The 12,503-nt window shown below is 66.4% G+C and carries 11 protein-coding genes; 2 read left to right on the forward strand and 9 right to left on the reverse strand.

Features of this window, described 5'->3' with window-relative positions:
* Positions 1-63: 63 nt before the first annotated feature.
* From epsC to L286_RS30755, 9 genes are all read right to left on the reverse strand, one after another.
* Complete coding sequence (epsC, locus tag L286_RS30715) at positions 64-1,068, reverse strand: serine O-acetyltransferase EpsC (RefSeq protein WP_021223192.1); 1,005 nt, start codon at positions 1,066-1,068, stop codon at positions 64-66.
* Positions 1,069-1,173: 105 nt separating this feature from the next.
* Positions 1,174-2,493 (reverse strand): ATP-binding protein, encoded by a 1,320-nt coding sequence (locus L286_RS30720; RefSeq protein ID WP_007683938.1) that lies wholly within the window; start codon positions 2,491-2,493, stop codon positions 1,174-1,176.
* Positions 2,490-3,200 (reverse strand): response regulator, encoded by a 711-nt coding sequence (locus L286_RS30725; RefSeq protein ID WP_007683937.1) that lies wholly within the window; start codon positions 3,198-3,200, stop codon positions 2,490-2,492. Before L286_RS30725 ends, L286_RS30720 begins: the two co-directional genes overlap by 4 nt.
* 164 nt (positions 3,201-3,364) lie before the next feature.
* Positions 3,365-4,222: a TorF family putative porin gene (locus L286_RS30730; protein ID WP_020818252.1), complete on the reverse strand. Its 858-nt coding sequence runs from the start codon at positions 4,220-4,222 to the stop codon at positions 3,365-3,367.
* Positions 4,223-4,520: 298 nt separating this feature from the next.
* The gene (locus L286_RS30735) at positions 4,521-6,017 is read right to left on the reverse strand and encodes a SulP family inorganic anion transporter (protein WP_021223193.1); all 1,497 of its coding nucleotides are present in this window, start codon (positions 6,015-6,017) and stop codon (positions 4,521-4,523) included.
* Between the two features lie 4 nt (positions 6,018-6,021).
* Entirely contained in the window at positions 6,022-6,720 is a 699-nt protein-coding gene (locus tag L286_RS30740; protein WP_013040770.1) for a carbonic anhydrase, read from the reverse strand.
* Positions 6,721-6,926: 206 nt separating this feature from the next.
* The gene (locus tag L286_RS30745; protein ID WP_007683919.1) at positions 6,927-7,637 is read right to left on the reverse strand and encodes a response regulator transcription factor; all 711 of its coding nucleotides are present in this window, start codon (positions 7,635-7,637) and stop codon (positions 6,927-6,929) included.
* On the reverse strand, positions 7,634-8,086 hold the full coding sequence (locus L286_RS30750) for a hypothetical protein (RefSeq protein ID WP_020818250.1): 453 nt from the start codon (positions 8,084-8,086) through the stop codon (positions 7,634-7,636). The genes L286_RS30745 and L286_RS30750 overlap by 4 nt, the downstream gene beginning before the upstream one ends.
* A gap of 91 nt (positions 8,087-8,177) precedes the next feature.
* A complete protein-coding gene (locus L286_RS30755; RefSeq protein WP_007683917.1) occupies positions 8,178-8,768 on the reverse strand; it encodes a 3'-5' exonuclease in 591 nt (196 codons plus the stop codon).
* Between the two features lie 276 nt (positions 8,769-9,044).
* Between L286_RS30755 and L286_RS30760 the strand changes: the two genes are divergently transcribed.
* The gene (locus L286_RS30760; protein ID WP_020818249.1) at positions 9,045-10,139 is read left to right on the forward strand and encodes a glycosyltransferase family 4 protein; all 1,095 of its coding nucleotides are present in this window, start codon (positions 9,045-9,047) and stop codon (positions 10,137-10,139) included.
* Positions 10,140-10,200: 61 nt separating this feature from the next.
* A complete protein-coding gene (locus L286_RS30765) occupies positions 10,201-12,450 on the forward strand; it encodes an amylo-alpha-1,6-glucosidase (RefSeq protein WP_020818248.1) in 2,250 nt (749 codons plus the stop codon).
* The last annotated feature ends 53 nt before the right edge of the window (positions 12,451-12,503 follow it).

The following is a 12,503-nucleotide window of genomic DNA, read 5'->3' on the forward strand; positions in this document are numbered from 1 at the left end:
TATCACGCCAAGCGCGGAACTGGGCTCCTGCCTGCGCAGGAGCACGAAGCGCTTGGCGCTGCCCTAGATATTCTCCGCGATGCCGTCGCGCCCCTCCTCCAGCAAAGCGTGGACGCGGTGGGGGGCGGAAACCTCGACCCGGCTGGTCACTTCATAATGGGCCTTGGCTTGGCGGACATTGCTGTCGGCGGGCACGCTGTCGGTCAGCCAGACATTGCCGCCGATCACCGAACGGCTACCGATGATGATGCGCCCCAATATCGTCGCCCCGGCATAGATCACCACATCGTCCTCGATGATCGGATGGCGCGGCAGGGCCTTTTCCAGCGCGCCCTTCTCGTCCGCCGGAAAGCTGCGCGCGCCCAGCGTCACGCCCTGGTAGATGCGCACCCGGTCGCCGACGATGGCGGTTTCGCCGATGACCACGCCGGTGCCATGGTCGATGAAGAAGCTGTGGCCGATCTTCGCGCCGGGATGGATGTCGATCCCCGTGCTGCCGTGCGCGATTTCGGAGATGATCCGCGCCACCAGCGGCGCCCCCGATTGATGGAGCCGGTGCGCCAGCCGATGGTGAATGATCGCCATCATGGATGGATAGCAGATCAGCACCTCGTCCACGCTGCGCGCCGCCGGATCGCCCAGGAAGGCCGCCTCCACATCGCTGTCCAGCAGTTCGCGCAGCGCGGGAAGGCTGTCGGCGAAACTGCCGATGATGCGGGACGCCTCCCGGTCCACATGTTCGACCGGCTCGCCCTTCATCGCATAGATGAGTTCCAGCCGGATCTGCCCGTAGAGGCGGCTCAGCACCGTCTGAAGGGTCTGGGCGACATAGGCGTCCTCATTATGCAGGCGCACGAAGCTGGGGCCGAGGCGCAGCGGAAACAGCGCGCCGCACAAAGCCTCCATGATCTTGGTCAGCGTGGCGCGGGAGGGGAAACCCTCCGCGCCATATTCGGCATGATGGTCCTGCCCCTGCCGCCAGCGCCGCCGCACCGCGCCCAGTTCGGCCGCCAGCCGATCGATGTCCCAATAACCCTGGGCGATTTCCTTTTCGCCTTCTGCCGTCATAAGCGCCTCTTTCGATACAGGCGCCCGGCATAGCGCGGCATGTTGCTTCGCGGTAAATGAGTTTTGCTTGGGGGCAGGCAGATTCTCTTTGTCAGCGCCCTTGGATCAGCGCTTTTGCGCTTCGGCCGGAAGATGCAGGCAGATTTCCGCCCGCAATCCGCCTTCGGGCCGGTTGGCGAGGGTCAGCTGCCCCCCCTCCAGTTCCACCGCCCGCGCAACGATGGCCAGGCCCAGGCCCAGCCCCCGCGTGTTGCGCTGCCGCGCCTCGTCCAGGCGGGTAAAGGGCTTGAGCACCTCGTCCAGCTTGTCGCGGGGGATGCCGGGGCCGTCATCGTCGACGCGGATCAGCACTTCCCGGTCGCGGCGTTCCAACGTGACCCGCGCCCGGCTGCCATAATGCAGCGCATTTTCGACAAGGTTGACGACCGCCCGGCGCAAGGTGAGCGAGCGCACCTCCATTTCCAGATGGTCGGGCCCGACATAATCGACCTGCCTGCCCTGATCCTGGAAGGCGTCGACCACCGTCGCCGCCAGCACGGCGAGATCGGTGCGCACCGCCGGCTCGCCATTTTTCTCTCCGCCCAGGAAGGCGAGCAGCGAATCGATCATTTCCCCCATTTCGGTAAGGTCGCCCTCGATCGCCTCCCGCGCCTCATTGTCGGGCAGGTTCTCCAGCCGCAGCCGCAACCGGGCGAGCGGGGTGCGCATGTCGTGGCCGACCGCCGCCAGCGTCTCCGTTCGTTCGGTGATCAGGCGATGGATGCGCTTCTGCATGGCGTTGAAGGCGCGGATGAGGTTGCGGACGTCGTTGGACCCGCCCTCCTCCACGATCACTTCGTCGCTCAGGCCGATGCGCTCGGTGGCGCGGGTAAGGTCGCGCAACGGGGCCAGCGTCCGCCGGATCATGATGCCGCCGACGATCAGCAGCGCCAGCACCGGGATCAGCGCCAGTCCCATGCGGCCGATGGCGAAGGTCCATTTGCCGCCGCTGTGCCGCATGCCGAAATAGAGCCAGCTTCCGTCCGCCAGGCGCAAGCCGCCGTTGATCTCCGAAACGCGGCCTGGGGAAGCCAGGCGCAGCCACAGGCCCGACTGCTCCAGCGTCGGTTCCCAGTTGACGATCTGGCGGCGCATCCGCTCCAGCCCCGGCGCCAGGGCGGGCGGCGGGGGCGAGGAGGGTGCCCAATGTATGTCGTAACGGTCGGTGGTCAGTTGCAGAGACAGGGCATGCCGCTCATCCGCCGGATGCTCGGTCAGCAGCTTGCGCGCGATCACCAGATGCTCGGCCAGGCGGCGCGCCTCGTCATCCTGGAGCGACAGGTGATTGGCCCGCTCGTTCAGGAAGACGCCGACGGCGAATTCCATCGTCAGGGTCAGCAGCAGGATGGCGAATATCTGCCCGACCAGGCTGACATGCCGCCTCAAGCGCGGCTGACCTCCGCGTTGAACATATATCCGACGCCGCGAACGGTGGTGATCGGCGCCGAACGATCGTCCGTCGTCAGCTTGCGGCGCAGGCGGCTGACCAGCACGTCGATGCTGCGGTCGCTGCTGTCGCCCATGCGGGTGCGGGACAGTTCGATCAGCCTTTCGCGGGCGATGACGCGCTGCGGGTGGCTGAGGAAGCTGCCCAGCAGGTCGAACTCCGCGCCGGTCAGATCGACGATGGCGCCGGTGGGGGAACGCAGTTCGCGGCGGGGGAAGTTGACGATCCAGCCGTCGAAGCGCGCCTCATTCTCGCGATGCTCGTCCGGGCCGCGTTCCACGCCGACGCGGCGCAATATGGCGCGGATGCGGGCGATCAGTTCGCGGGTGCCGAAGGGCTTGGGCAGATAATCGTCCGCGCCCAGTTCCAGCCCGACGATGCGGTCGGTTTCGCTGCCCTTGGCGCTGATGAAGATGATGGGGACGTCGCTCTTGCGCCGGATCTGGCGGCACAGGTCAATGCCGTTGGTGCCCGGCAGCATGACGTCCAGCACGACCAGATCGACCGGCCCCGCGTCGAACGCCACCCACATTTCAGGACCGGAGGAAGCCGGCCGGACCTGATAGCCATGTTCCTGCAAGGCCCGCGCCGTCAGCGTGCGCAGCGGCGGGTCGTCTTCGACAAGGATGATGGTCGGCGCGGTCATGAAAATGTCGGCACGGCTGTGGGCATGACAGCGGGATAGGGACGGCCGGAGCCAGGGTCAACCGCACCGGCGGCCGGAAAGCCCCGGACGCGACAACAGAAACAATTTGTCACGTCCGAGAAAGAAGCATGGCCGGGCCTGGCGAACCAGGCCCGGCCATCGGATCAGAATGCAGCGGTCAGCGAGAAGAGGACCGTGCCGCGCGCGATCGACTTGCCGGCATCCTTGCTGTCGTTGACCATGAAGTTCGGACGCAGATAATCTTCCTCGACCCGGGCGATGTCGGTGTCGACAAAGGAGACGCCGACGGTCAGCGGCGTGCCCGGAATAGCCAGGTCGGCGCCGACCAGCCAGTCGAGATATTTGCCGGTGGGCGCGACCGAAGTGCCGTTGGGGCCAAGGCCCGGATTACCGTTCGACCAGCCGACATGGGCCTTCAGCGTGACGGGGGTGCTGGGAACCGCGGCGCTGAGGTCGCCCCAGACGTAGAAATTGTCTTCCTTGTCGCCCGGATTGTCGGGCGTGCCAGCGAGATAGCTAGCTGCGCTGTTATACGTCCTGCCAAGCGCTTCCTGCTTGGGCGCGTAGGCAACGCCGACCAGGCCCTTGACCGGACCGAACTGGTGCGACAGCTTCACATAGGGTTCGGCGAAGTCGGTCTTGTCGGCGCCCGACGGGTACATGTACCAGGTCAGGCCGACGTCGACCGTGGTGCCCTCGCCCAGCGCGGCGGAATAGCCGGCGACCAGGTCGAGTTCCATGTTCGCGCCGCCGAAACGGCCCCAGCCGCCCAGGTTCGAACCCCAGGTGCCCACATAGAAACCGCTTTCATGCGTGGCGGTGATGCCACCCTGGATGGCCATGCCGCGGTCGCTCTGCGACACGCCGCGGAAGCGGTAGTCGGACACCAGACCGACGCTGCCAGTGACGGTGACGGGGCCTGCGGGCTCTTCCTGAGCGAAAGCCGGAGCGCTGGAAAGCAGCGCAAGCGCGGCACAGGCAATATGATACTTCATGAACATTCCCCTTTTACGTAAGAATGTTCCTTCCTGCGTCCGCTCCCTCCGAAGATCTTTGGGTCTTATCGTCTTCGATACCGGCGGTTCGGCAAAAGGTTTAGGGGGAGAAGGCGGAATGGGGAAACGGCTTTTCCGCAAATGCGAAAGGGCGCGAAGTCACTGTGTTATCCGCAACACGATTATTGTCTTCTATCGTTCCATATATTGCTATTATGTTTCTATTTCGCATCATAAAGCAAAACCGCCGCATCGCCCTGGGTGATGCGGCGGTTCGTTCATCGCCTGAGGAGGGGGTGAAGGATCAGGCGGCGAGATGACGCATGCGGCCGGTGGCGCCGAACAGTTCGACCTGCGCGCCGGTCCCCCGGCGACGGTCGACCCATTCGCGGACCATCTCCGCGCAAGTATGGTCGATATGGCTGAGACGCTCGACATTCAGGATGACGAGCCGCCCGGCCGGGAGCGCCTCCAGCCTGGCCGACAGCTTCGGCAGGCTGAGGAAGGTGGCGGTGCCGTGCAGCGCAACCTCGTGCGCGTCGTCCCGCGCCTCCTCGTCCACGCCCAGGCGGAGGCGCCGGGCATGGGGCAGAAGCTCGATCAGCGACAGGCCGATGCCGACCAGGACGCCGGTCAGCAGGTCGGTCGCCACGACGCAGATCAGCGTCGCCGCCCACACCACGGCCGGGAGCGGGCCGTAGCGGTGAAGGAGATGCTTCACATGGTCGACGCTGACCAGGCGCACGCCGGTGACGACCAGGACGCCGGCCAGCGCCGCCATCGGGATTTCCCGCAGCAGCCAGGGCAGCAGGGCGACGAAGCCCAATATCCAGGCGCCGTGCAGGATGGTCGACAGCCGCGTCCTGGCGCCGGCCTGGACGTTGGCCGAACTGCGGACGATGACCCCGGTCATCGGCAGCGCACCCGCCACGCCGCAGAGCAGGTTGCCCACGCCCTGCGCGCTGAGTTCGCGGTTATAATTGGTACGCACGCCGTCATGCATCCGGTCCACTGCCGCCGCCGACAACAGCGTTTCCGCGCTGGCGATGAAGGCGATGGCGATGGCCGTGGTGATGATCGTCGGGTTCAGAAGCTGTTGCACCAGATCGTCGCCCGGCAGCGAAATGGCCGAGACGATGGATTCCGGCACGACGACCCGCGCCACCGGCAAGCTCAGGAAAAAGGCGGCCAGCGTCGCCAGCACCACGCCGACGAGAGCGCCCGGGAGCAGCTTCATCGACGCGGGACGCAGCTTCTCCCACCCCAGCATGCCGCCGATCGTGAGCAGGCCGACCGCGAAGGCAGTTGCGGCGTCCTGGTTGGAAAGACCGAAAATCTGCCCCGGCATGGCGACCAGATTGGCAAGACCGCTCGACAGCGGCTTGTCGTCGAACAGCACATGGAACTGGCCGACCACGATCAGCACGCCGATGCCCGCCAGCATGCCGTGCACCACGGCGGGCGATATGGCGCGAAACCAGCCGCCGACCCGCATCAGTCCGGCCACGACCTGGATCGCCCCCGCCAGGATCAGGATCGGCCCCAACGCGGACAGGCCCTGTTTCTGCACGATTTCGAAGACGATGACCGCCAGGCCCGCCGCCGGGCCGCTGACCTGAAGGGGCGAACCCGCCAGCAGGCCGACGATCAGGCCGCCGATCATGCCGGTGATCAGGCCCTTTTCCGGCGGCACCCCGGAAGCGATGGCAATGCCCATGCACAGCGGCATCGCGACCAGGAAGACGACGATGGAGGCCGTGAAGTCGCGGCTGAAGTTGCCGCCGGAAAATGCCTTGAGCATCAGCTTACTCCGCGGCCTGCGCATAGGCGATGTCGACCGCCAGGCGCTTGGCGTGCGGCAACGCCACGGGCAGCGGCTGGCCTTCGCGCAGCGGCAGGAAACGACCGGTCTCGCCGTCCAGGCCCAGAACCTGACCCGCATGGATGTCGACATACCAGCCGTGCAGCGCGATCTCGCCCCGCGCGATGCCCGACGCGACCGACGGATGGGTGCGCAGATGGGCGAGTTGCACCACCACATTCTCCAGCGCCATGTTGCGCAGCTTCTCCGCATCGCTGAGGTCGGCGGGGTAGCTTTCGCGGCACACCTTCTGCGCGGCATGGCTGTGGCGCAGCCAGGCGGCGACATTGGGCATGGCGCTGAGGTCGGCATTGGTGGACAGCGCCTTCATCGCGCCGCAATCGCTGTGGCCGCACACGATGATGTCGCGCACGCCCAGCACCATGACGGCATATTCGACGGTGGAGGTGACGCCGCCATTCTGCGTCGCGTGCGGCGGGACGATGTTGCCGGCGTTGCGGCAGACGAACAGGTCGCCGGGGTCCGCCTGCATGATATGTTCCGGAACGATGCGCGAATCCGCGCAGGAGATCATCAGCGCCTTGGGGCTCTGCCCGTCGCTGGCGAGGCGGTTGTAAAGCGCGCTCTGGTTCGGAAAGACATGGCTTTCGAAGCTGAAGACGCGACCGATCAGATCGTTCATGTCGTTGCATCCTTCTTGTCTGATGGCCGGTCAGGGGGCAGACCGGCCTTGAGGATGCACGATAGGGGGGCGTTTTTGCTGCGTCGCAGCGGCTTTGTTAAATAATATGTCTGAGTGATGGAAAGCGCGATAGGCGCGGCGGCTCGCCCGATTTTCCAGCAGAATCAATGTAATGGATGGGAAACATTGGACCGGGTCGAAGCGGCTCAGCGCCGGTCGACCACCGCGCTGAACATATATCCGCCGCCCCGCACCGTAACGATGGGCGCTGGCCGGCCGCCATGGCTGAGCTTGCGCCGCAGCCGGCTGACCAGCACGTCGACGCTGCGGTCGGAGGACGGCGCATCGCGCACGCCGCCCAGTTCCATCAGGCGCGGACGGGCGATCACGACCTGCGGATGATCCAGCAGCACGAGCAGCAACGCAAATTCGGCGGCGGTCAGGTCGACCTGCGCGCCGTCGGGGGCCAGAACCTCGCGCCGGGAGGAATCCACCACCCAGCCGTCGAACCGCGCCTCGGTCGGTCGGCGCACGCCCAGGGCGCGTTCATTGCGTCCCCGGCGCAGCACGGCGCGCAGCCGGGCGGCCAGTTCACGTGTCGAATAGGGCTTCGCCATATAATCGTCGGCGCCCAGTTCCAGCCCGACCACGCGGTCGACCTCGCTGCTGTTGGCGCCGACCAGGATGATCGGCACGTCGCTGCGTTCCCGGACGTCGCGGCACAGATCCATGCCGTCCGGGCCGCGCAGCGCGGCATCCAGCACGACCGCTCCCACGGGCATGCTGTTCATCGCATCCCAGATTTCGCTCGCGGAGGCGGCGGCCATGGCCCGAAACCCGCTTTCCTCCAGCGATTGGCGCACATCCTGGCGCACGTCCTGCTGGGCGTCCGCGATCAATATCAGCGGTGGGTTCATCCGCCCGTTACGGCGCCCTTCGCGGACAGCGCGTGAATGCCGTCAAGCTCGCCCAGCAACGCGGCCCGATCCTGCCGCGCCACGGCGACGGCTTCGGCCGCGCGAGCGCCGGCGTGGCGGGCGACTTCCGCCTCGATCTCGTCGCGGGCGGCGGCGCAGCTGCCGGCATGGCTGCCCGACAGCGGAGCGAAGCGGTGGATCGGCTTGGCGACGGCGGCCAGGGCGCGGCCCTGCGTCGCGACGTCGCGGTTCACGACCAGTTCGGCCTGCCAGCGGCACACCGGCATGGACGGCCGATTGGCGAAGCGCGATTCGACCTCCCGGAAGCGGACCGTCGATTCGGTCTCGTAGCTCGCCCGATAGGCGTTCGACGCATGGGTGATTTCAGCGCTGTGGATCGGCGTGGCGACGGCAATGGCCGCCGCGCTGGACGCGAGAATGAGCAACATGGGGCCTTCTCCCTGACAACCGGAAATGATCGGTCCGGGTTTTAGGCGGGCTGAATGTCTCTGAAATTTGCCGAGTGTTACAAATTATTGCTCAAGCATTTTCCCGTTGCGGGCGGCGCGGGCACGATCCTCCCCTTTTTCCGACTGGAGCCAGGCCATTCGCGTCAGGGGCATGGATCGTCCGGCCGCTCACATGATCCAGCAGCGCCGACAGCCATAGCGCGTCGCTCGCCGCCCGGTGGCGATGCGGATGGAGCGCGTCGGCACGGGCGACCGCCTCCATGATCCGCCGTTCGCCCGCGCGATGCTCGTCAAGCAGCAGCGAGACATGGTCGATGAGGAAGGGCGTCGCCTGCCCCGCCGCGTCGGCCAGCGTGTCGAGCCAATATTGGTCGATCATGCTGTCGGCCACCATGCGCCGCCCCGCGCAGGCGTCGGCCAGTTCGGACAGCACGGTTTCGACAGGCTGGCCCTCGCGCTCCACCCGGTCGCGGTCCAGGCCGTGCAGCGCCTCCGCCTCGGCGGACCAATGCCATCCCGCCCAATCGTCATGCGGCCGGATCAGCCAGCTTCGCGCCTTGCCCTCGCGGGCGATGCCGACTTCAATGGGGTAGGACAGGCCGTGCCGGGGCAGGCACGACGCCTCGAAATCGATCGTGAGGATCGTCAAGATGCTCTCCATATTTCAGGGCCATGCCTGCCCCTCTTCAGACCGGCCAGTCAGTTTTCCGCTGTGGCTCACCTAAGCGGCGACTATGTCAGTCCGAAGTCAGGGGCGCGAAAAATGATGTGGACGGGCGCATTGCGTCGACCGGCCGAAAGGGCGCGTCCATCGGAAAATCCCGACATGGAAGCGCGATCGCCATGCAACCTGCGGGGCTTTCGCGCTTTTAACGGGGGCGCCCACCGCAAGTCGGGGGGATCGGTGGCGGCGCGGCCTGCAAAGGGATGCCCGACCATGAAAATCGCACAGATTGCTCCGCTTGCCGAAAGCGTGCCGCCGCGCCTCTATGGCGGCACCGAACGCATCGTGTCCTACCTGACCGAGGAACTGGTGCGGCAGGGGCATGAGGTGACGCTGTTCGCCAGCGGCGACTCCGTCACCCGGGCGGAACTGGTGCCGGTGACCGACATGGCGCTGCGGCTCAATCCCAAGGTGCGCGATCCCATCCCCTACCACATGATCCTGCTCGATGCCGTGCGCCACCGGGCCGACGAGTTCGACGCGCTGCATTTCCATATCGACCTCATCCACATGCCGCTGGTGCAGGATTTCATCGGCCGCTGCGTGACGACGCTGCACGGCCGGCTGGACCTGCCCGACCTGCCCGCCTTCTACCGCGCCTTCCCCGATCACAGCCTGGTGTCGATTTCCGACCATCAGCGGCTGCCGATGCCGCCGGTGAACTGGGCAGGGACGATCCACCACGGCCTGCCCGCCGACCTGCTGCCGCCCCGCATCGGCCCCAGCGACGGCTATCTGGCCTTCCTGGGGCGCATTTCCCCCGAAAAGCGTCCCGACCGTGCGATCCGCATCGCCGCGCGTTCGGGATTGCCGCTCAGGATCGCGGCGAAGATCGACGCGGTGGACCGCGCCTATTGGGAGCGGGAGATTGCGCCGCTCGTCGAACGCTACCCCAATGTCCACTATGCCGGGGAGATCAACGAAGCGCAGAAGGCCGAATTCCTGGGCCGGGCAAGCGCCCTGCTGTTCCCCATCGACTGGCCCGAACCCTTTGGCCTGGTGATGATAGAGGCTATGGCCTGCGCCACGCCGGTCATCGCCTTCCGCTGCGGTTCCGTCCCCGAAGTGATCGACCATGGGCGGTCGGGCTATATCGTCGAGAGCGAGGATGAAGCGGTCGCGGCGGTCGGCCGCCTCCGCGAACTCGACCGCGCGAAGGTGCGCGCCGCCTTTGACGCACGCTTCACGGCAGAGCGGATGGCCGCCGATTATGTTCAGCTTTATCACGACCTTCCCGGCGCGCGGACGCAGGCGGCGATGCTGCGGCGGCTGCGCGGAGAAGGTTCGGAACTTCAGGTCGTGGGATAGAGCATTTTCAACTTGGCCGTTTGCGGGCAGCGCCCCGGAAATGCGGCATCAGGAGAGAGGCATGACGGCAAGCCAGTTGCAGCCGGAAAACCCCAGCCCTTCGGTCCCGAACGCCGGTCACGGCATTGATCCGGGGCAGGCGCTGTCGCAGGCGCAGACGCAATTCTTCATCCCGGCGACGGCGTCGCTCCATGAGCGGCGACCGCGGACGCTGAAACATGGGGACAGCTTCGCCGTGTTCGACCATAGCGGCGATGCGATCGCGGGTCCGGGCAGTCCGGAAGGGCTGTATCACCGCGACACGCGGCATTTGTCGCATCTCTACCTCACCATCAACGACACCCGGCCGATCCTGCTGAGTTCTGGCCTTCGCGACGACAATGCGATGCTGACCTGCGACCTCACCAATCCCGACTTCGCGGGCGGGGATGGCCGCGTGGCGGTGGAGCATGACCTCATCCACCTGCGCCGCACCCGCTTCCTGTGGGAGGGCGCGGTCCATGAACGGATCACGATCCGCAATTTCGACACCGAAGTCCGCACCGTGGAGGTGAATATCAGCTTCGCCGCCGACTTCGCCGACCTGTTCGAGATACGCGGCATGACCCGGCTGCGCCGCGGCACCGTGCGGGAGCCTGTGATCAGTCCCCAGTCCGTGCGGCTGGGCTATGACGGGCGCGACGGCAAGCGGCGCGAAACGCTGCTGCGCTTCGATCCCGCGCCGCAGGTCCTGACGGAAAGCCGGGCGCGGTTCGAGGTGACCGTGCCGCCCGGCGAGCGGCGCACGCTCTACCTGCTGATCTGCTGCCAGCCGCGCGACGACGAGCCGGCGGGGGACCTGTCCAAGCATTTCCTGAAGACCCTGCGCGAATCCATGCATGCGCTGAAGCAGGCGCGCACGCGGGGGGCGACCGTGCGGTCGTCCAACCAGCTTTTCAACGAAGTCGCCCGGCGGTCCGTGGCAGACATCACCATGTTGTCGACCGACACGGAATATGGCCCTTATCCCTATGCCGGCATTCCCTGGTTCAGCACCGTGTTCGGGCGCGACGCCATCATCACCGCGCTGGAGACGCTGTGGCTGGACCCGGCGATCAGCCGGGGCGTCCTGGGCTATCTGGCCGCGCACCAGGCGACCGAGTTCAACGCCGCCGCCGATGCCGAACCGGGCAAGATCCTGCACGAAGTGCGCCATGGCGAAATGGCGGAACTGGGAGAAGTCCCCTTCCGCCATTATTATGGCAGCATCGATTCGACGCCCCTGTTCGTGATGCTGGCCGGAGCCTATCTGGAACGAACCGGCGACAGCGGCTTCATCGCCTCCATCCTGCCCCATGTCGAAGCCGCGCTGAGCTGGATAGACGAGCATGGCGACCGCGACGGCGACGGCTTCGTCGAATATGGCCGGCTGACCGACCAGGGGCTGGTCAATCAGGGCTGGAAGGACAGCCATGATTCGGTCTTCCACGCCGATGGCGACATAGCTCGCGGCCCGATCGCGCTGGCGGAGGTGCAGGCCTATGTCTATGGCGCCTGGCGGGCGGCGGAGGCGATCTTCACCACGCTGGGCGATCCGGACAAGGCCCGCACCTACCGGACCCGGGCGGACGATCTGCGGGAGCGGTTCGACGCCGCCTTCTTCGACGCCGGGATCGGCACCTATGTGCTGGCGCTGGATGGGGAAAAAAGGCCGTGCCGCGTCAGATCCTCCAATGCGGGGCATGTGCTGTTCACCGGCCTCGCGAAAGAGGAGCGCGCGGACATGGTGGTGCACACGCTGATGGCGCCCGCCTCCTTTTCCGGCTGGGGCGTGCGGACCATCGCTTCCACGGAGGCGCGCTACAATCCGATGAGCTATCATAACGGCTCCATCTGGCCGCACGACAATGCGCTGATCGCGGCGGGATTCTCGCGCTACGGCTATCGCGCGCAGGCGGCGCAGATATTCGAAGGGCTGTTCGCGGCGGCGACCTATGTCGACCTGATGCGCCTGCCCGAACTGTTCTGCGGCTTTCCCCGGCGGCGGGCGCAGGGGCCGACCTTCTACCCCGTGGCGTGCAGCCCGCAGGCCTGGTCAGCCGCCGCGCCCCTGTCGCTGATCCAGTCGAGCCTGGGTCTGGGCTTCGATGTCGGCGGGGCGGAAATTTCGCTGCGGGAACCCGCGCTGCCCCGTTTCATCGATCAGCTCACCCTCTATGGGCTGCGCGTGGGGGAAGCCTCCGTCGACATCGCCTTCGACCGGATGGGGGACAAGGTGGTGGTGAAGCCGCTCGACCGGAAGGGCCGGGCGCGGGTCGTGACCATTGCCTGAAAACTGGCGCTTGGCATTGCCGCAAATAGGCTTACATCCCGGCCCATTGGGCT

The organism is Sphingobium sp. HDIP04, assembly GCF_000445085.1.
GTDB lineage: Bacteria > Pseudomonadota > Alphaproteobacteria > Sphingomonadales > Sphingomonadaceae > Sphingobium > Sphingobium indicum.